We start from the raw sequence: 19,619 nt of genomic DNA on the forward strand, positions 1-19,619 counted from the left end.
CCTGCAAGCGCCCCGCCCCATCATCGCGCGGTAGACAGCCCGAATAACCGGCATTTGCACAGGAACCTGCACAAGATTTCCACCCGGTGTCGTTTTCGCGCCGAAAAGCCATTGCGCAAGCCGCGATCCATTGTTACTGGCGCTTCCTCCACACCGAAGGCCCGATGGCGGAGTGGTGACGCAGCGGACTGCAAATCCGTATACGCCGGTTCGATTCCGGCTCGGGCCTCCAACTCTTACATTTTTCCTTTTAATTTCAGATAGTTATGAAGAAAAATGTCTAACCCGATGTCTAACTTTTCCCAAGGTTAGACATTTGCCACGCCGATAGAGCCGATTTTGCGGCCTCCGCGAGCGCATCTTCCTTTTCTGTTTCAGGCAATTTTTCCCAGTCGGAGACTCGGGCGATAGCGGCCGCTGCAAGACGTCTTTGCTCAGCCCCACGGACATAGATTGCCACCTCTTCGTCGCGGCTGTGACCAGATACGGATTTGAGGCCTTGCTGGCTCGTCTCAACGTCAGCCAGGCGCCGCATCATCGCCTTTCGCAGGCCATGCGCCGTGCACTGATGCAATCCGGCCTCGTCGCATCGATCTCGAAACCAGTTTCCAAATCCGGCGTTGGTGAACGGACGCCCCAGTTCATTCAGAAGGAAGCATTCTGCACCTTCCGGCAATGGGGGCATGGCGACGATTGATTCGAGAAGTTGGGGCGCGACGGGTAGCCCAAGGACCTTCCCGCCTTTGGATTGGCTGAGTTCAATACGTCCGGTCGCCACATGCCTGGGACCAAGATGGATGGCATCAATGCGACGCTGCCCGGTCCACAACATCAATTCCATCGCCAGCCGAGCGCGTGATCCCAGAAGATGACATTCGCGATACTGTTCAATGTCGCTCTCAGTCCAACTGTAATAGCCCTTGGAACGTTCGCCAGGAGCGATCTTAATGCGGTCGGCAAGGGCTGCGGGATTGCGATCTATCAGCCGGGATTTGACGGCGAAATCGAACAGGCGGACCAATTCCTTTCGGAGTTTGCGAGCGGCCTCAACGCCGCCTTCGATTCGAGAGCCGACCTTCCGCCTTTCCATTTTGCGCTGCAAGATGGCCTCAACATGCTCAAATTCCAGATCCGCAACAGTGCGATGCCCATGCTCTTTTCTGAACTTCTCCAGGATACCGCGAATTTTTCGCTGCGTCGTTTCAGTGGGGCCGAGCCGTGACGGCAAAGAGCAATAGCGAGCCACCAGATCATCAATAGTTCCCGGAGCACTGCGCTTGACCTTGACTGGTGCGGCCACTTCCCGACCATCCAGGCAAGCTCGATATTCCTGTCGAAACTCCTCGGTTCCCAGCTTGGATTTGAAATAGTGGCTTTCGAATCCGGTACGCCGAAAACGCAAGCGCTCCTTGCCGTGACGGTCGACAAACGCCGTCACGTATTTGGGCAGAAATCGGCGTCTCATCGCAGAAGATCATCCCAGCTGTTCTCACGCTGAAACATCACCGTGCCGGGGGCTGAAACTGCATGGAGGATGATTCGCCCGTTGGGATCAATTTCGATCCGGCCGACATGCATGCCGGCGGCCTCGGCCGCTTTGATTGCGCGAGTAATGTCTGACTGTTTGAAACGGGATGGTTGCGTCATCGCCGAACCAGTCTCAGTTCCGCGCATGGCATGTTCCGTCCGCTCAAATCTCCACCCCGCCCTCCCCTCCCACCTTGGTTTCCTTGGCCAACTTCGAACCAAGTGCGCTGCGTGGGCTTGATGTGCGACAAGCGTAAGCGTCGGACAAAGCGCGCCCGGCATTTCGCCAAAATCGCGCCTACCAACCGGGTCATTGCTGATGAGCGGGGCGCGGCGAGCGCACGTCTGAATGGAAATAAATCCAGTGGCGCCACAGTGATCCCTGCGCACATCAGTGCGCAACAGCTGCGCCAACGATCAAGTCGGCTGCCGCACAAGTCAGCAATGTCTTGGAAGTGAATGACATCCAAGTCCCGGGTTCCTCACGGATTGCCCGGCGCGGTGTCATGAAGCAGCTAAATCCTATACGAATTTCGATGCCGATGGAATGAGCAAATCGAGCTTGCTGGTCGCCGCCGCTTTAAGCACATGAGCCGTTGAGATAGACCGCCTCGATCGCGTAACAAAAATGTCATGGTCCAATTTGCGGCCAGTAGTATATTCATGGTGCTGATCGCGATTTCGAAATCAGGATTGGTTGCGGTCATATCGGTCAGGGCGCACGCACGATGGTTGTCCATGACCATATCTACAACCTGCAGGCGATCAGCCTGGCTGAATGGAAACGCTTCGAAGTAGCGAGAATAGACTGGTCGCCAGCCAAACCGAATGCCTGCGCTCCAACAGGGGAAGTGCTGCATGTTTATCGGTTCAGAGCTTATCGAGTTTTTTCTCTGCCTCGGCCAGGTGCGTTCGGATACGGACTTCTTCGACCTCATGCTGGAGACGACCCGCAGGCTCGGTTTTGAGCAGTTCGCGTTAGTCAGTCACGTCGATCTCGTCACTGCGGCGCAGGAGGCCGTCGCGATATCGAACTACCCCGACGGCTGGGTCGAGCGGATCCTAACCGAGCGCTATTATCTCGACGATCCGATCCATGCAGCCAGCATTGGTCGCAACACACCGTACGCCTGGAATGGCATCGGCACAGAACTGATTCAGAGCCGGCGTCAGCAGACCATATTGAAGGAAGGCGCCAGCTTCGGCCTCCAGGATGGCGTCACCGTGCCGGTCCATTCACCGGGAGAATACCGGGGCACATGCTCCTTCGCGACTTCCCAGCCTGTTTCCATGACGCCGCAAATTCAGGGGGCCGCCCACATAATTGCAGGATTTGGTTTCGAGACTGCACGCAAGCTGGTTCGCATGCGCCTCGGTCTTGAGCGGACGATGCCAACCCTGCCGAGATTCAGTCCGCGTGAGGTGGACTGCGTCGGCCTGGTCGCATCGGGCATGGGAGATACGCAGATCGCCCATGCCCTCGGCCTCTCCGAAGCCACCGTTCATCAGCACATCACCGGCGCCATGCGCAAATGCGGCGTTTTCAAGAGAACCTCATTGGTGTTTCGGGCACTGTTCGATGGCCATATCTGCTTTCACAGTCTGCGCCGGACATCCTCTAAATAGAGGAATTTTCGCGAAGGTCCGTTTCGCTGATTTTTTCGCCATCGCAAAAGGAGATGGCGAACATGACCCATGTCATTCAAGGCGGATGGGTGGCGGCGCAGGGACCGCTGCTTGCCCAGATGTACCAGGAACGCAAGCGCGTATTCATCGATCTGCTGCGCTGGGATTTGCCCGCGCTCGATGGCCGCTATGAGATCGATCAGTTCGACACCCCTTCCACGATCTATCTCATCATCGCCGATACCGACGGCAATCACCTCGGTTCGCTGCGGCTCTTGCCAACCATTCAGCCCCATGTTCTGGGAGATGTCTTTCCCGGCCTCTGCGACCTCGGCAGCCCAAGCGCGTCGGATGTCTGGGAGATCTCGAGACTGTGCCTATCACGCGGCATTCGTGCGGCTGAACGGCGGATTGTGCGCGACAAACTGGCAACGGCCCTGACGCTATTCGCGCGGGATAACGGTATCCGCGCTTACTGCTGTGTGGCCGACATGCCCTGGTATACGCAGATACTCTCCTTCGGTTGGCGCTGCGAACCGCTCGGCCTGCCCCAAGACCTGCCTTGCGGTATGCTCGCGGCCCTGATGATCCACATCGACGACGAGACACCCCGGATGCTGGACGACGCCGGCATCTGGTCGGAGACGCTCGCGCCGCTTGTCGCGCTCAACCAGTGACGAAGGGGAAACTGCGATGACCGCCAATTCACCTTCCTCGCAGGGCTCGGCACGACTGCGCGATCAAGGCTATGCCATCTTCGAGGATCTGGTTTCACCGGACCTGATCGTAGGCTTGAACGCGGACCTCGAGACGCACTTTGCGGGAACCGCATTTTCGCAAGGCTGCTTTTCCGGGACAGGAACGCGGCGCTTTGCCGGACTCCTCAAGCGATCCAGCCATGCAGCACATCTCGTCGAGCACGATGTGATCCTGGCGCTTGCCGACGACCTGCTGGGCCCATGGTGCGATCATTTCTCGCTCAATCTTACGCAAGCGATCGAGCTTGCTCCCGAAGCGAGCCAGCAGGTGCCTCATCGCGACCAGGACATGTGGCCATGCAGCGGCTTCATTGACCGCGAACGCGGCATGGAATTCCTGATCAACGTCATGTGGCCGCTGTCGGCCTTCACGCAGGACAATGGAGCAACGCTTGTCTGGCCTCGGAGCCACCGGCGGCAGGATGAGTTGCTCATCACCCCAGAAGAAGCCGTCATTGCAGAAATGGCACCGGGCTCAGCACTCGTATTCCTGGGCTCGACGCTGCATGCCGCAGGCGCCAATCGCACCGCCCTTCCCCGCCGCGGCGTGATCATCAGCTACTGCCTTGGATGGCTGAAACCCTACGAGCTCCCCTGGCTTGCATACCCACCAGAGGTGGCACGCACATTCCCACGGAGCCTTGCGCGCCTTGCCGGCTACAGGGTGCATCGTCCCAACCTTGGTACGTTCGAGGGCCGGTGCCCTTCCCTGCTACTCGAGGAAGCTGCAGGGCCGAGCGGAGCGATCGATGCCCTCTTGCCCGAACAAGAAGCCCTGATCGCCGCATGGCGCCAAGGTGCTGACGCACCGGGGGGCCATCCAACAATGCTGCCCGCGCATCTGAATTCCGGTGCGGCCTCGCTCGGGACGGAGCAAGCAGGTGGATAGCCCCGGTGCGGCGAACCGGCACCTTCCCCTTTGCCGCGCGCTGATCCGCCAACGAGAGCTTGTTACAGATCTTGTCGGATCGATGCTGTGCGCAAATCCGGTATGGGACATGTTGCTTGACCTGTATGTCGCCGACCATGAGGGCAGATTACCCTACATCTGGCCACTCAGCGTCGCCGGTAAAGTGCCGATTTCCAGTGCCCATCGGAAGATCGACGCCATGGTTCAGCAAGGCCTTGTCATTCGCGTTATTGATGAGAGTGATCGCCGCCGGGTCGGAATTCAGCTGACCGCGGAGTTCCGCGAAAGGCTGGAACTGCTTTTTGACAGGCTGATGCTGGCATTCCACGATGCCTCCTGTTCGTGACGGCGCCGCGATTGAAGCCGCGGCGAACCTGTCATTGCCAGGGCCTTGCCAGTCCCAGTTCGACCAGATGATCGCCAGCATCCCTTCCATCGACTAGAAGACGGGCGAGCGTGCGACCGTATCTATCCGTTCCGCTTCGCGAAATCGCCACATGACCGCCCTTCAGAAATGAAGCGAGTTCATCCCTGCTGCGCACAGCAAGGCTATAGTCGCACCATCCTTGCCGCCGTCTGTCGGCGCATTTGGGGCTATTGGGCAGTTCCGGCGCATCGATATTCTCGATCCGCACGCGTTCTCCGGCGCACGTGCGGATTGTATCGCCGTCGTGTACACTGCCAATGCAAAGCGACGGTGCCGCATTCGTGTCGGCAACCCCGGCGATCCCGGGCCAGCCCGCTTCCATCCATATGCTCAGCCTCAGGCCGATAAGACCGCCTGCGACGAGACCGAGCGCGATGATGAGAAGACCACCATGCCGGCTTGCCCCCTTGCTGGGAACTGTCCTCGGTTTCGGCCTGTATCCCCGGAATTGCACGACGTTTGCCGGACGCCGTGACTGTCTCGATGATCTGCGCATCCCCTTGATATATCGCGCTCATCTGCATTGTCATGGGCACATGCGTCACCTTCATTTCGGTGCAGGCAAGGTTTCAGGCAGATTTTCTGCCGCAAGGGCGGTGACCGGTCGCCTGCGTCCGGCTATTTGAGCAGCCATGTCGCTCCTCTGCTACTTCGGCCGCCACAAGCCTTCGGTGCATTCCATCTCGCGCGGAAAGCAGGGTGGATACGGCGCGCTGTGCGATTCGTGCGGGGTGCCTCTCGAACGGAACGATGCAGGTGCATGGCGCGTTGCCGCTCCAAGTCCTGCCCAGGTCCATCCGCGCACTGAGCGGTAATTTTACCGATAGCACTCCAACACTGGTCGAATTTCCGGCAAAAATCCCGCGCCAACATCGCGACGACCCGAGAGGCCTTTGAGAAATTTAGGCTTGTCTCGGTTTCGTCATCAGTCCATTCTGCAAATGTTCCCGTAAACAGAACGGGAATGGGGCGTGGAAACCCCTCCAAGCGAAACTCGGTCACAATTTTTGCGGCCGGGTGGCACGTGCGTATGTCCAGCCGGCTTGCCGGTAAAGGCACGTGCGCCTGACCGCTTGGCAGGTTTCCAACATCCGGCTTTGGCCGTCGCCCCGAGTGGACATAGGCGCGACGCATGGACCAGAGCTACGGACGGCCAGAATTTGCAAGCGACAATGCCAGCCTCTTCGGGGCCGCGAACTGATGCGCGCCGGGGGCAACCAGGAAGGTTCCGTCCGGCTGCCCCGGCCCGATGAGGCGTGGAGTGACGCTTCCGCGTTCAATGATATCTATCGCAGCGAGGCCCCTGCCCTTGTCCGCTTCCTTCGCTCCAAGCTCAAATCCCAGTGCGACGCCGAGGACCTGGCGCACGAAGCCCTGGTCCGTTTCCTGCGCGCTGCCGACCAAACGCAAATCCAGACCCCGCAGGCCTACCTTAGGCGGATTGCAACCAATCTCCTGATAGACCGGGCCGAACGCGCGGCGACCAAAGTCAGCGACCGATCGGTGGAACTGGCCGATGCCCGGGAACTCGCTGCCCCTGATGATCAGCACCGCGACCTGGTCGGGCGCGAGGAGTTAGACCATTTCAATGAGGTGTTACGCAAACTGAAGCCGCGAACGCTCAAGATTTTCCTGCTCAGCCGCGTCGAGGGGTACACCTACAAGCAGATCGCCCGTAAGCTCGGCATGACGGTATGGGGCGTCAAATGGCATATGCTTAGAGCAATCGAACATGTTGACCGGCATCGGGGCGAGCGATGAGCATCGCCTCCTGGTTCTCTCGCACGCGCAGGATCGAGCGGCAGGCGTCGCGCTGGGTCATGCTCATGATCGACGATCCCCACCGATATGGGGCCCGGGTAAAGCGGTGGATGGAGCGCAGCCCGGAACACCGGGCTACTTACAGCCGCATCGTCGCAGGACTGGGACGCGCCGGTAACGCGGCCCGGATGTTGCCTGAACTGCAGGACGTAGCTGCCCCCAAATCGACCATGGCCCTATGGCAGGTTCGAACGTCAATGGCCCTCGCAGCCCTCGCCGGGCTGGCTGTTATTGGTGTGGCCGCCTACCAGCAATTCAAAGTTGCGCATCTCCATCCCTCCACGATAGCCGACGCGGCCATCTCGCACTCTGAGCCCGGCCAGAAGACGGTCGAGCTCGCCGATGGATCGCGTGTCATCCTGTTTGGTTCGACGAGGCTCATTACCCATTTCAGCGAGAAGGAACGGCGCATCGATCTGCTGGGCGGTAGAGCGCGCTTCAACGTCACCCATGACGCCTCACGTCCTTTCGTCGTCACAGCACGAGGCGGCAGCGTCACCGCACTTGGCACCGTGTTCGAGGTTGAAGTGGGGCAACAAGTAGCGGTTCACTTGCTCCGCGGCCGTATCCGCGTGGTCATGCCCAAGGCTGCCCCAGATCGCCCCTTGAAAGATGTCGTACTGACGCCGGGTCAAAACGTTTCCTACGCACCAGACACCCGCGCCGATGCAAGCATCCGGCACGACGCGCCTGTTGCCTCGTCCGGGAACGCCACCGACCTGCAAATGGATAGCAAAACTTTCGACGATGTACCGGTCTCCACGATTGTCGCCGCCGTGAACCGACAATCCGCAGTGCAAATCGAACTGGCCGATCCTTCCATCGGCCAGGAAAAAATCTTCGCCCAAATAGATTTTTTTAGCGCGGAGTCCGTTGCCCGCAAACTGGCGCAAATCCTGGACCTTTCGATAGATCGCAGCCGCCCCGGACGGCTTCGTCTGGCTAGAGCCAACTAACCACTTTTCGCGCCTCCCGGTCTCCCTCGGTTGAAGCCGCCCTTTTGGAAACGGCGGATCAACAGGGGGTTAGACATGAGAGCAAATCACGGAGTTCTTCTGGCCGGCGCGGCCCTTCTCGCACTTGCAACCACGGAAGCGGCCTGCGCGCAGGATAGGGGCGCGCAAACCTACGACATCGCCGAACAGGACCTCAAATACGCCCTTGGCACCGTTGCCCGCCAGGCCGACCTCGAACTGGTCGTGCGCAGCGATGCCATCAAGGGTAAGCGCGCCGCGGCCCTCCACGGAAATTACACCCCCCGCGAGGCGATCGAGAAACTCCTGAGCGGCAGTGACCTTCGCGCAGAAATCAGAGACGGCACGATTTTCGTCACCGAAGTCTCGACCCCAGTCCCGGGGCGCGCAAGCGCAGGCCCGGAGAGTTCGGAAATTCTTGTTACCGGATCGCGCGTGCGCGGTGCACCGATCGCATCGCCCACCATCAGCATCACCCACGAAGAGATGCTCAATGCCGGTCAATCGCGCTTGGCCGACGTTCTCCGCGACATCCCGCAAAATTTCGGAGGCGGCACCAATCCCGGGATCGGTTTTGGGGTTCCGGAGTCCAAGGGCAACAGTCTCGGCAGTGCGTCAGCCATCAATCTGCGCGGGCTAGGCTCCGATGCCACGCTGACGCTGCTCAATGGCCACCGGCTTACTTACAATGCCGCCGATCAGGGCATCGACATCTCCGTCATACCGCTCGCTACGGTGGACCGCATCGAGGTTGTAGCCGACGGCGCTTCGGCTCTGTACGGTTCGGATGCTGTTGGCGGGGTGGCCAATATAATCCTCAAGTCCGATTACGATGGCGTCGGAATCAGCGCGCGCATTGCCGGATCAACCGAGGGCGGCGGGTTTCAACAGCAATACGGCGCAACGGTAGGACAGGTCTGGAATTCGGGTGGGGTCATCGTCGCCTACGAGTTCGAACGCGACAATGCGCTCATGGGGCGGCACCGGGCCTACACGAAAGACCGCCCCGCCCTCACCCTGTTCCCGTCGATCAAGCGCCACAACGTGCTCGTAAGCGCGCACCAGGAGCTGACCAGTTCGCTGACGTTCTCCGTCGATGCCCTCTACAACCGGCGGCGAACCAAGCGCAGCTATGCCTCGACGAACGATCCCGATTTTCAGGTGGCGGGCAACTACCGGCGCGACAAGTCGAGCGCCTATGCCATCGCGCCCGAACTGGCCCTGGACCTCGGCGCCACGCGCCTGACGCTTTCGGGAATGTACGGCGTCGACAGGACGCATTACCTTGCCAATGTTTACCGCGGTGGCAGCCTCATTTTCCAGTCGGGCGGGTGCTACTGCAACAAGGCCCAGGCTATCGAGCTAACGGGTGAGACCCCGCTGTTCGCCCTTGGTGGCGGGGATGCGCGGATCGCCTATGGCGCGGGCTACCGCAACAACGACCTTCACGGGTTCCGCACCCTCGGCGCAGCACAGGATATCCGGGCCTCGCAGGACAGCTACTACGGCTTTGCCGAGCTGAACCTGCCGCTCATCGGCCCGCAAGACGAACTGTCGTTCCTGCACCGGCTCAACCTGAGCGCGGCCGTGCGTTACGAGGACTATCCGGGCATCGACCGGATCGCGACGCCCAAACTCGGCCTGATCCTGGCTCCAACTCAGGACTTCGAGATCAAGGCATCATGGGGCAAATCCTTCAAGGCTCCCACGCTCTACCAAGGCTACAGCGACAAGGGCGCGGTGGTCGATGCCGCTATCTACTATGGCGGGCACAGCTACCCCTCGTCGGCCCAGGTGTTGGAAGTTACCGGTGGCAACCGAAACCTGAAGCCTGAACGGGCATCGACTTGGACGGTGACATTCGCGGCGCATCCGGTCGCGGTGCCCAATCTTCGCTTCGAGATCAGCTATTTCAACGTGCACTACCGTGACCGGGTGCTGCAGCCGGTCACCTATCTCTCGCAGGCATTGAGCAACGCTGCCTACGCGGACCAGGTATCCTTCGACCCTTCGGTTGCCGACCAGCAGGCCGCGCTCGCCGATGCCCTGTTCTACGACTATTCTCCGGCGGGCTACGATCCTGCCGCGGTCGTCGCCATCGTCACCAACAACTACCAGAACATCGCACGCCAGGTTGTGCAGGGCGTCGATGGATCGCTGCGCTACCAGGCCGATGTCGGCGCGGCGGGCCGCCTGCTGTTCAACGCCTCGGCCTCGTATCTGAAAAGCCGGCAGCAATCGAGCCCGCTGCAGCCCAGCGCAGCCCTTGCCGGCAATATCTTCAATCCGCCCCACCTTCGCGGACGTTTCGGGGTCACCTGGGAGAACGGGCCTTTCACCGCCGCTCTCAATGGAAACTACATCGGCCCGGTCAAGGACATACGCACTGCACCCTCGATTCGCGTCGGCTCGATGACCACGTTCGATATCAACCTTCGCTACGAGTGGGGGCCGGGCAACGGAACCCTGAGCGGGCTCAGCATCGGGCTGCTCGTCCAGAATGCGCTCAATACCCGACCCGATCTGATCGACTCGCCCCGACTCTACCAGGCCCCCTACGATTCGACGAACTACTCCCCGTTCGGCCGGGTGCTGGCTCTCAGCGTTGCCAAGAAATGGTAGCGAACGCCTCCAGCCTGAAGCCGGCGGCCTTGTCCCTTGCCGCCGCTTTCCTCGCGTTCACTGCTACCCCGGGCGCCGCGCAAGCCGGCGTCCGGGGAACCCGGGATCCTTGCACGGGCGTGCTGGCAAGCCCGCTCGCCTCGCCTTCGCAACGGACCGTCTCCGCCCGGGATCTCGTGAGGCTGAGAGACATTGGCTTTTATACCGGCTTTGCTCGCAAGAGCCCCCTCGGTGTCGCACCGGACGGGCGCAGGATCGGCTACGTGATCACACGGGCCGATCCTGACACCAACGCCTGGTGCCAGGCGCTCGTTGTCCAGGATCTGGGTAAATCCGAACCCCGCGTGGTGGACACCGGTGGCACCTACATTCCCGTCATCCGCTATATTCGCGGCAATCGCACGAACACCGGCGCTCCCGATGTGATCAGCCCGGCCTGGTCGCCCGATGGCAAATGGATCGCCTACCGCAAGCGCGTCGACGGCATCACGCAGGTGTGGCGTGTGCGCGCCGATGGCAGCGAAAGTTACCAGGTGACCCACTCGGACGTCGATGTCTCCGACACCGGGTGGTCCACTGACGGCAAGAGCGTGCTCTTCACCCGTGAGACCGGTGTGCTGGAAGCCGCCGAGACCATAAGACAGGAGGGCCTCGGCGGGTATCATTACGACGCGCGAACTACGCCGTTCTCGGGCATGAAACCGGCCGTTTCGGGGCCCCGCCCACTCGAATATCTAGCTATCGACATTGCGACGGGCAAAATTCGACAGGCCACGCCCGAGGAGAAACGGATGCTGGGGGATCGAAAGTTTGACGGCGTGCCTGACGGCGCCTTGAATGTCTCCCAAGGCAGCGACGGTACTCTGGTTTGGAGCATCGCCACCGACCCGCAACGCCTGATGAGCCCGAAGGCTATCTGGCTCAAGCGGCCAGGTAAGCAGCCTGTCGTATGCACCGATCCCACATGCCGCGACATGAAGCGCGATGTCGAAGCCCTCTTCTGGGACGGCAGCGCCGTGCTTTTCCTCAAGCGGGAAGGCTGGGCGGACGCCATGACTGTGCTCTACCGATGGGCGCCCGGAGCCGCCGCGCGCCGCCTCCTCGAAACCGAGGATATCCTGATGGGCTGTACGCTCACGGGAAAGCGCCTCCTGTGCATGCGCGAGGGCACGCGCCAGCCCCGCCGGATCGTCACCATCGATGCCCGCAGTGGCAAGGAGACCGTGATCTACGATCCGAACCCGGACTTTCAGAACCTGAAGCTCGGCAGAACCAAACGGCTCTACTGGCACAATCGCTATGGCTTACCGGCCTTCGGCGATCTCGTGCTGCCGCCCGCCTACGACAAGGGCAAGCCGCTCCCGCTCATCATCGTTCAATACATCACGCGGGGATTCCTGCGTGGAGGTACCGGCGACGAATACCCGATCTGGCTATTTGCTGCTCACGGCTATGCGGTTCTCAGCGTCCAGACGCCACCGATCTTCTACCAGTCTCTGCCCGACCCGGGTTGGCATACGTGGGAAGAAGCCGAAGCCGCCAACACCAAAGGCTGGAGCGAAAGGTGGAGCACGCTCACATCCGTCCTGGCTGGAATTGATGCTGCAAAACGGGAAGTATCCATCGACCCAGCCCGAATTGGCATTACCGGACTCAGCGATGGATCGACGACCGTTCAGTTTGCGCTGGTGAACGCGCCTGAAGCCTTCGCAGCTGCTGCCATTTCATCGTGCTGCATGGGCCCCCAATCCACCCGGGTGACTGGCGGTCCTGCCTTTTATGCCCTGTTGCGCCAGGCGGGCTACCCCTCGCTTGCACAGGACGATCCCGCATTCTGGAAGGACCTTTCGCTTTCCGCCAATGCGGACAAGATCAAGGTTCCGCTGCTCATGCAACTGGCCGATCACGAGACGCTGCTTGGCCTCGATGACTATGCATACCTGCACGACTACGGCGCACCGGTGGACCTGTACGTGTTCCCGGGCGAATATCACATCAAGTCTCAGCCGGCCCATCGCCTGGCGATTTATCAACGCAACCTTGCCTGGTTCGACTTCTGGCTGGGCGGGCACGATGGGGAGGCCGAGGCCCAAACGGAGGAATACAAGCGCTGGAGCGCGATGCGAAAGGCTTTGGCAAACGGACGCCGTGACCGCACATCACCACTGAACCTGCGTCCGGGAAGCTAGACTGCGTGCCCACATCTCGGCGTCTAGGAGTTTCATCACGCACAGGTATTTCTGCCCGATCACCGGCCCATCGCCATGTATGAACATCTCCAAGGCCTGGACGTCGAGCAGCCCTTGCCCGGCAAGTTGCCCGTGACAAAGCCAATCTCTTATCTGCTTCCGATGATGATCGAAGAGTCGGGCAACAAAGCCGTCGGGACCGCCCTTCTCTCGCCGTTCAAGGACCTCGTGAGGGAGCCGATCGGCAAAGGCTCGCCTTGCGATCCAGCGGTCCCGGCCATTCCTGGACCATGACGAGGCCGGGATGCGCAGGCATAGCTCTACGATTGGCTGGGCAAGCAGCGGAGCAATGACCGGACGCTCATGCTCGCGCGCAAAGCCTTCGAGGTGATTATGAATGTTCATGATCGATGCGATGTGTCCGGCCTTGCCCGGAGCCGCGCCACGCGGTGCAGTCAGCCAGTGATGCTCCAGCGGCTGCAGGGGGAGATTCCTGATCTGCTCGCTCAGAAATGTAAAGTCGCGGCGCCAACGAAAATCTGGACGCCGCAGCCACGCCCTGCGTGCGGCTTTTCCCAAGACCTGCAATACGCTTGCCTCTCCGAGGCATCCGAGGTCGCGCGCTGCGAGCAGGGCTGAGATGAACTCACCGCGGCGCAAATGATCGGCAACCGGTGCGGCCGAAAGCAGGAAGCAAAAGACATTGTCACCGCCCGCGCCGCTCAGAAAGGCCCCTGCGCCGACTTCATCGGCAAGTTCCTGGCAGGCCCGATCGATGGACTGCGCGAAGCCGCGTGAAATCGGGCGCGGCAGGTGTGCGCTGTCGCACCGCGTCAGATCCACCGCGCCCATATCCTCGAACCGTTCAACGAGCGGCGCCCCGCAGGCCCTGGCCATCACCTGCGCATAGCGCCGTTCATCGCCCAGCGGTTCCTGTGTCGCCATGGTGAGGCCGGTGAAGCGCGCGCCGATCGTTGAAAGACTGGCCGCCACGATCGAGGAATCGAGTCCGCCCGACAGGGTCAGCACCATGTGCTCGTAGGGCAAGGTCAGCGACCGAACGCATTGCACGATCGTCTTGCGAAGGAGCGAGGCCGCGTGTTCCTCGTCGATGATCTGCCTTTCGCGCGCCGCGAAGGTCCAGGGCGACCATACCGCATCGATCGCCGGATGCTCGGCATGGATGGACAGGCGCTCGCCACCGAGCAGTTCGGTCAGCCCGCGAATGCAGGTTTGTGCCCGTCGCAGCTGGCTCGCCTGGAGATGAACGGCAAGTTCCTCCCAGTCGATGTTCAGGGACAAGTCTGCGCACCGGCTGGCAATGGCGATGTCCGAGGAGATGACCGTCACACGGTCCTGCAAGTGGTAATAGCAGGGCATGCTGGCCGATGGATCACGGATAACGCAAACCTCGCTGCCTTCGCCGCGTATAACGAACACGACGTATCCGCCCCAAAACTCGCGCACCAGCGCCGCGCCGGCGGATTTCAGGATCGCATCGCAAGCGTCAGGTTTCAGCGATGTCAGGCTGGTGTCGCCAAGACCGGAAAAGACCTGTCCGAGAAGGATCACCTCACCTTGGCTGGTAGCTGAAGTGACGGCCGGGCAGTCCGTCACCATGCACAGGCGGCCTGCCGAGATCGTGCGTACATCGGGGCCAAGAAGGTGCGTCGCGCGCTTGATTCGCTGATCAATCTTATGCGACTGCCATCCGGGATGCGGCAGGATCCAGGCGATATAGCGCGGCCGACTCATGCGGCGAGGATCTGCGTAAACTGGCGAACGCGCTCAAGGCGATCGTTGAGGAGCCTGTCCCCCGCCTGGACCCAGGCATGGGCCTGGAAGGGGTTGATCGCAACGCCGATCACGAGCTCGCAGGCGTGTCCGCCCGCACGCAGCGTTGCGGCGAGCGCCAGCGAACGGGACAGGCAATTGCGCAAGGGCGTGACCAGAAGCCCCGCCGCTTCGAAGGCCCAGCAGATCCGCCGCGCATCCTCGGTAGTGTTCGAACTCTCATCATGCTCGGATCGGCATGCCGATAGTTCATTGACGAGATCGTAGAGCGGCCGGGTCTTCAGCTCATGCTGGGAGCGCTTGAGAGCCCAGGCCGCGCGCGCTTGGCGCCACGCTCCAATGGGCAAACGCTCCCCGTCGAGCAGACTTGCCGCAGGAGGAAATGCAGGCTTGAAGGGCAAAATCGAACCCTGCCCGCTCACCTGCTCCAAAATGCCCTCGCGTACCAGGCCATCCAGTCTCGTGGGATCTGCATCCTCCGGACGGTGCCCGTCCATAAGCCGCAAGAAGGCCGCTTCGGACCGCGAGGAAAGACCGAAATACCGGTCGCTGCGAAGATCGAGGAAGATGACGCGTTCACCGAGACGGGCAAACGAAACGCCTTGTGCCAGAACCAGGCCCATGCCGACGCCCCTTGTGGAGCGGTGCACGCCCGAAGGCGCGCACCGCGGGTAGAAGTCAGTCGTCGGAAATGCCGACCTGATTGCGCTGCCCGGCGATATCGAGGCCAGCTTCACCGTTGCCCTCGGTGCGCTCGCTAACCGCGCCGAGTTCGATCACACCGTCTTCGATGTGCTGGGTTTCACGTTCCATGGGAACCTCCTTCTGTCTGCCGCAGGATTGCGGCCTGAAGGATGCTATGCCCCGGCGTACATATACCCGATCACATAAGTTCCCAATCTGGGAGGGATAGCGTGGGCTGAGCGACGCACCATCCGCAACATCCCAAAACCCTCGTCTTTCAAGGCACATAGATCGCGCGAACAATGGCCGGCACCCGCCGCAACCGGCGCCTGTGGTAGGCGCGTATCGCCGCGATCGCGGTCGAAACCGGACCGGCGCTCAGCGCGCTCCAGACCGCGACAAGTTCGGCTGACCGATCACCGAGTTGCGCTTCGTGAAGGCGCGCGAGATGGAGTCGGCTTCCGATAGCCTCGATCGCCACCCCATGTTCCGCATTGGACGAGCCTTGACCGATCGCTGCGAAGAGGTCAGTCGTGGCCTGGACAAGGGCTTCGGGATCGTCGTCGCGCAGCATCAGCAGGCGTGGCAGCAGATCTTCTGCGTCAGCGCCGGAATCGCGGTCTCGCAAGGCAAGACGAACGACGTCCTGGTGCCATGCATAGAGGTTTTCGAGAGCACTCGCTTCAAAGTGCGGGACCTCAAAGCCGCCCCCTGCCTGATGGTGCAACAGCCTTTCCGAGGCGAGGCGCTGCATGGCATCACGCACCGGCGAAATGCTGGTCCCGAATTCCTGGGCGATGCTGTGCGAAATGACCTGAGTTCCGGGTCGAAAGCGCCCGTGCATCACCTCACGCTTCAGGCGCTGGTAGGTGAGTTCAGCGGTAACCGGTTCGGGCGCCACGTGCGAAGACCTCAGGCGCCTGCCGCCGGCGGCGGATGATCGCCGGCAGGCCGGACCTGCTTGCCCAGTGTTTCCAGATAGTAGTCACCGATGCACTTGATCGTGTGATCCTTGAGGCCGGCAAAGTGATCGACGATGAAGCCTACAGGGAATTTCATGTCGCTCTCCATGAACAGGAGCGGTACGAGAAGGTAGGAGACGGGGAGGCCAAGGGCCGCCGCGCACTTGATGTGCAGATCGATGGTCGAGCGGGGATTGCCGGCTTCAATCTCGCGAATCCAGCGCGCACCGATGCCGATCGTTCCGGCCAGTTGACGCTGCGTGATGCGTGCATGTTTGCGCCGCTCCTCGATGGTTCTGCCGGACAGCAGCTTCATCTCGTCCAGCAATTCATGGCCGCTTTGGGCACTGATATATCGGGACATGTCCAGGACTCCCTGAAAACCGCCCAAAAAGGTCCGGAGCTTGGCCCGACAATCTCTATTGCTGGTGTCTTATACACCGCTGGTCAAATACAACAGTTTCCAAATTGAGAAGAACTTGTGCGCATACTCTTTGGATGAGGCCACAAACACCGCTCCAAACACGCAAGGCAGATATGAAGTAGCCATTTCACAATTTTAATTGGGAATGCGCCTTGAGTAGTTGGCTGTCGTCCGTTGCTTCAAAGCCCAGGAGCCCGGCGATGTATAGATCGCGCACCGTAGGGACCGCGGCAAAGTCGGTGGATTCGCCCAACCTTGTACGGATCGCATCCATGCGCTCGGCAAGTTGCGCGGTGGCCCCCACGAAGTGCGGCGTGCTCCCACAGCTGCGGGCGAAGCGCTGCGTAACGAGCTCGGCCGCGATGTCGCAGGGCGCAAGCCCTTCCAGCACGCTCACGGCAACGCCCAGCGTCTGCCCATAGGGAATGAACGCCCTGACAAGGCCGGCAAGGCGGCAGTGGCACGCAAGGTACAGCGACACGCCATCCGCGGACAGCATCAGCTTGTAGGTTCTCGATTTGCGCATCGTGGTGTGAACTCCCGTCAGCGATTCGCCGCTTCTTCCCCTGTTGAGACGCTCCTGGCCGAAAATCGGGCAGTTCAGGCTGTGCGCTGCGCCCTATAATAGGCGTCTTCAGGGCCGATAGCGGAACTCCAGTGCCGATGTGGGCGCCAGAGTGCCCCGACAGGGTCTTGAGTGCCCTCGTCCTTGCAGCACGCCCCCACTCATCGTCATGACAATGGTCGACCCACAGGGAACGGAACGGCCTGGCCCGACAGCCCCGGCTTACCGCCACAGCCCTGGTTCAATCACCGATGATCACCCCGTACGTCCTCGATGAGAGGACGCTCCTGCGAAAGGAGGCCTCGTGCCCGATGCCCGACCCCATGCGCATGGCACTTCTCGCGATGCTCCCGTTGATGCCGCTCACCGCGTGCAACGTGGCGGCGAGGTTGGATCCGCCGCCTCCCATCCGCCCGGCAAGCCGCATCGTTGCCACCTCGCATGGCTTCGCGATCGAAAGGATCGGCCCTGATGACGAGCGGCATTCCAGCGCTGCGCTGGTCCCGCTCGGCCGCACGATCCGCCTCGATCCGGCGCTTCTCCCGTTTCCCTCGCCCTTTCCTACCAGGAGCACGCCCCATGCCCCTTCCCCGCAAAGCGATCCAACGCAGGCGATCGGCGACAGCCACGATGCTGGCCCTCAGTCTGATCGGTACGACGCCGTCCCTCGCTCAGACAGAGCCGGCAACGACCGGTAGCGATGCCAAGGTTCTGAGCCAGGCGGCCGAGGCCGCCCAGCGCCAGCTCCACCAGACCTTCACCAACCTTACATTCGAGGACTTCGGCCCCGCCCCGATCAACGGCGCGATCTACCAGGCCTTCGCCGGCGGGCGGGTGATCTATTATGCCCCGGCGAGCGGCCACATCGTCTTCGGCACGGTCTACGACAAGAACGGCCTCAACATGACCGCGCTGGCCCAGGAGGCCAGCGCCAGGAAGCGCTTCAAGCTCATCGATCCAAAGAAGGCTCTGGCCATCGGCCCGGTCGAAGCACCCACCGTGATCGAGTTCACCGATCCCGACTGCCCCTATTGCCGCGCGCTCGACCGGTTCTGGGCCGCCAAGGCCGCCGAAGGCAAGCCGGTGCGCCGCCTCATCTATTTCGTGAGCAAGATCCACCCGGAATCCGCCGCCAAGGCCGAGCATATCCTGTGTTCGAAGGATCCGGGCGCAGCCTTCCACGCGATCTACGCCGGCGCCGATCCGCAAACGCTACTGACCTGCCCCGAGGGCAAAGCACGCGTTGCCGAGGATGCGGCACTGGTCGAGGCGATGGGCATTGGCGGGACGCCGACGCTTATCGCTGGCGGCAAGCTCATCTCCGGCTTCCGGCTGGCCGACATCGAGGCCTTCCTCGACGGCAAGCAGGCCGGGCATTCCGTCGAAAGCGGGAACGGCGACAATGCCGCGCGCTGACCTGCAACACCCCTATCTGGCGGACGCCAGCTGCCCGGCCCATGGCGGTGCGGCGCGGCGGACCGGAATGCCGGCACGCGCGGTCCTCTCGGAGCCGCCCGCCTCGCGCGACGGCAGGCAGCGATATTCCATCGATGCCGAAAGGCTCATGCCCGGGCGGCTCCTGTCTGATGGAGCGCAAACGATGATACTAAAACTCGGGCAGAATGCCCTCGCCATCCCCAACATGCTCGCCAATCTCGGCGTGCCCCTTGCCCTCATGGTGCTCGTGAGCACCGGTGCCCACGCCTTCACGGCGCCGGCGGCGGGCGATCTTGGCTACGACATCTACGACATCGTCGTGAACAAGGGCGTCAAGGGCCCGCTCGGCTTCGTCGGCGGTGTCGCCGCCTTCCTCTTCGGTGTCTCGCGGCTCTTTTCCAACGTCATGGTCGGCATCCCGACCATCGTTGCCGCGGTCTGCCTCATCAAGTCGGACACCATCCTCCAGACCTTTGGAATGGTGATCTGACATGCGGTGCGCGCCGCGCCCGGGCTATCCCCATGGTTCGGGTTCAGCGCGCACCGCGCCCCAGGCCGAAGGCCGATCCCCGGCCTTTGGACAATGGCGCCTGGCGACAGGTGTCATGAAGCAGGAGGAGAAGGGCATTGGACGAACGTCTGCCCCAGTATCTGCACGGCCCGGTCCAGATCCTATGGTTCGGCTCGGACGAGTTCATCCTGGTCATGTCGACGATCTTCGTCGCCGCCATCGTCGGCGGGATCGTCGGATGGACGCTCATCGGCGCCCTTCTCCTTTTCATACCCTGGAAGCGGGCCCGCCCGCGCGGGTTCCTCTCGCATCTCGCCTGGCGCTGGGGCCTCGTGCGCTTCCGCCACTACCCGGGTCCGACCCAGACCCGCTTTTTCGAGTGAGGCCG

General features: G+C 61.6%; 21 protein-coding genes and 1 tRNA gene. 13 read left to right on the forward strand and 9 right to left on the reverse strand.

Features of this window, described 5'->3' with window-relative positions; genetic code table 11:
- Nucleotides 1-158 precede the first annotated feature (158 nt).
- Nucleotides 159-232: transfer RNA gene (locus FMM79_RS18945), tRNA-Cys, on the forward strand.
- A 60-nt stretch (nt 233-292) separates the two neighbouring features.
- Here the strand turns inward: FMM79_RS18945 and FMM79_RS18950 are convergent.
- Both FMM79_RS18950 and FMM79_RS18955 read right to left on the reverse strand, forming a co-directional pair.
- Nucleotides 293-1,465, reverse strand: coding sequence for a tyrosine-type recombinase/integrase (locus FMM79_RS18950; RefSeq protein WP_148629015.1), 1,173 nt, complete (start codon nt 1,463-1,465; stop codon nt 293-295).
- Nucleotides 1,462-1,674, reverse strand: a complete 213-nt coding sequence (locus FMM79_RS18955) for a hypothetical protein (RefSeq protein WP_148629017.1) — start codon at nt 1,672-1,674, stop codon at nt 1,462-1,464. The genes FMM79_RS18950 and FMM79_RS18955 overlap by 4 nt, the downstream gene beginning before the upstream one ends.
- Before the next feature lie 711 nt (nt 1,675-2,385).
- Between FMM79_RS18955 and FMM79_RS18960 the strand changes: the two genes are divergently transcribed.
- The 4 genes from FMM79_RS18960 to FMM79_RS18975 all read left to right on the forward strand — a co-directional run bounded on the left by FMM79_RS18960 (nt 2,386) and on the right by FMM79_RS18975 (nt 5,167).
- Complete coding sequence (locus FMM79_RS18960) at nt 2,386-3,153, forward strand: LuxR family transcriptional regulator (RefSeq protein ID WP_148629019.1); 768 nt, start codon at nt 2,386-2,388, stop codon at nt 3,151-3,153.
- A 62-nt stretch (nt 3,154-3,215) separates the two neighbouring features.
- Nucleotides 3,216-3,830: an acyl-homoserine-lactone synthase gene (locus FMM79_RS18965; protein ID WP_162853563.1), complete on the forward strand. Its 615-nt coding sequence runs from the start codon at nt 3,216-3,218 to the stop codon at nt 3,828-3,830.
- Between the two features lie 16 nt (nt 3,831-3,846).
- A complete protein-coding gene (locus FMM79_RS18970) occupies nt 3,847-4,800 on the forward strand; it encodes a phytanoyl-CoA dioxygenase family protein (RefSeq protein WP_148629024.1) in 954 nt (317 codons plus the stop codon).
- Nucleotides 4,793-5,167: a MarR family transcriptional regulator gene (locus FMM79_RS18975; RefSeq protein ID WP_148629027.1), complete on the forward strand. Its 375-nt coding sequence runs from the start codon at nt 4,793-4,795 to the stop codon at nt 5,165-5,167. The genes FMM79_RS18970 and FMM79_RS18975 overlap by 8 nt, the downstream gene beginning before the upstream one ends.
- 31 nt (nt 5,168-5,198) lie before the next feature.
- Here FMM79_RS18975 and FMM79_RS18980 read toward each other — a convergent pair whose 3' ends face one another.
- On the reverse strand, nt 5,199-5,744 hold the full coding sequence (locus FMM79_RS18980) for a thermonuclease family protein (RefSeq protein ID WP_371710959.1): 546 nt from the start codon (nt 5,742-5,744) through the stop codon (nt 5,199-5,201).
- A gap of 704 nt (nt 5,745-6,448) precedes the next feature.
- Between FMM79_RS18980 and FMM79_RS18990 the strand changes: the two genes are divergently transcribed.
- The 4 genes from FMM79_RS18990 (at nt 6,449) to FMM79_RS19005 (ending at nt 12,854) form a co-directional block, all read left to right on the forward strand.
- A complete protein-coding gene (locus tag FMM79_RS18990; protein ID WP_148629031.1) occupies nt 6,449-7,009 on the forward strand; it encodes an RNA polymerase sigma factor in 561 nt (186 codons plus the stop codon).
- A complete protein-coding gene (locus tag FMM79_RS18995) occupies nt 7,006-8,025 on the forward strand; it encodes a FecR family protein (RefSeq protein WP_148629033.1) in 1,020 nt (339 codons plus the stop codon). The genes FMM79_RS18990 and FMM79_RS18995 overlap by 4 nt, the downstream gene beginning before the upstream one ends.
- 75 nt (nt 8,026-8,100) lie before the next feature.
- On the forward strand, nt 8,101-10,665 hold the full coding sequence (locus tag FMM79_RS19000) for a TonB-dependent receptor domain-containing protein (protein ID WP_148629035.1): 2,565 nt from the start codon (nt 8,101-8,103) through the stop codon (nt 10,663-10,665).
- The gene (locus FMM79_RS19005; protein WP_148629037.1) at nt 10,659-12,854 is read left to right on the forward strand and encodes an Atxe2 family lasso peptide isopeptidase; all 2,196 of its coding nucleotides are present in this window, start codon (nt 10,659-10,661) and stop codon (nt 12,852-12,854) included. Before FMM79_RS19000 ends, FMM79_RS19005 begins: the two co-directional genes overlap by 7 nt.
- On the opposite strand, the gene FMM79_RS19010 is transcribed toward FMM79_RS19005, so the two are convergent.
- The 6 genes from FMM79_RS19010 to FMM79_RS19035 form a co-directional block, all read right to left on the reverse strand.
- The gene (locus tag FMM79_RS19010; RefSeq protein WP_148629039.1) at nt 12,825-14,609 is read right to left on the reverse strand and encodes an asparagine synthase C-terminal domain-containing protein; all 1,785 of its coding nucleotides are present in this window, start codon (nt 14,607-14,609) and stop codon (nt 12,825-12,827) included. The two genes, FMM79_RS19005 and FMM79_RS19010, sit on opposite strands and share 30 nt — an antisense overlap.
- On the reverse strand, nt 14,606-15,271 hold the full coding sequence (locus FMM79_RS19015) for a lasso peptide biosynthesis B2 protein (protein WP_148629041.1): 666 nt from the start codon (nt 15,269-15,271) through the stop codon (nt 14,606-14,608). The genes FMM79_RS19010 and FMM79_RS19015 overlap by 4 nt, the downstream gene beginning before the upstream one ends.
- Nucleotides 15,272-15,326: 55 nt before the next feature.
- On the reverse strand, nt 15,327-15,461 hold the full coding sequence (locus FMM79_RS21425) for a benenodin family lasso peptide (protein ID WP_162528555.1): 135 nt from the start codon (nt 15,459-15,461) through the stop codon (nt 15,327-15,329).
- A gap of 148 nt (nt 15,462-15,609) precedes the next feature.
- Nucleotides 15,610-16,233 (reverse strand): GntR family transcriptional regulator, encoded by a 624-nt coding sequence (locus FMM79_RS19025; RefSeq protein ID WP_148629045.1) that lies wholly within the window; start codon nt 16,231-16,233, stop codon nt 15,610-15,612.
- Between the two features lie 11 nt (nt 16,234-16,244).
- A complete protein-coding gene (locus FMM79_RS19030; RefSeq protein WP_162853565.1) occupies nt 16,245-16,658 on the reverse strand; it encodes a helix-turn-helix domain-containing protein in 414 nt (137 codons plus the stop codon).
- A 187-nt stretch (nt 16,659-16,845) separates the two neighbouring features.
- Nucleotides 16,846-17,244, reverse strand: a complete 399-nt coding sequence (locus tag FMM79_RS19035; protein WP_148629047.1) for a hypothetical protein — start codon at nt 17,242-17,244, stop codon at nt 16,846-16,848.
- A 350-nt stretch (nt 17,245-17,594) separates the two neighbouring features.
- On the opposite strand from FMM79_RS19035, the gene FMM79_RS19040 reads away from it, so the two are divergent.
- The 4 genes from FMM79_RS19040 (at nt 17,595) to FMM79_RS19055 (ending at nt 19,614) form a co-directional block, all read left to right on the forward strand.
- The gene (locus FMM79_RS19040) at nt 17,595-17,981 is read left to right on the forward strand and encodes a hypothetical protein (RefSeq protein WP_148629049.1); all 387 of its coding nucleotides are present in this window, start codon (nt 17,595-17,597) and stop codon (nt 17,979-17,981) included.
- On the forward strand, nt 17,914-18,699 hold the full coding sequence (locus FMM79_RS19045; protein ID WP_148629051.1) for a DsbC family protein: 786 nt from the start codon (nt 17,914-17,916) through the stop codon (nt 18,697-18,699). Before FMM79_RS19040 ends, FMM79_RS19045 begins: the two co-directional genes overlap by 68 nt.
- 184 nt (nt 18,700-18,883) lie before the next feature.
- Nucleotides 18,884-19,210 (forward strand): hypothetical protein, encoded by a 327-nt coding sequence (locus tag FMM79_RS19050; protein ID WP_148629118.1) that lies wholly within the window; start codon nt 18,884-18,886, stop codon nt 19,208-19,210.
- 137 nt (nt 19,211-19,347) lie between these two features.
- Nucleotides 19,348-19,614: a type IV conjugative transfer system protein TraL gene (locus FMM79_RS19055; protein WP_067736503.1), complete on the forward strand. Its 267-nt coding sequence runs from the start codon at nt 19,348-19,350 to the stop codon at nt 19,612-19,614.
- Nucleotides 19,615-19,619: the final 5 nt, after the last annotated feature.

The sequence above is a fragment of the Novosphingobium sp. BW1 genome, from assembly GCF_008107685.1.
Lineage (GTDB): Bacteria > Pseudomonadota > Alphaproteobacteria > Sphingomonadales > Sphingomonadaceae > Novosphingobium.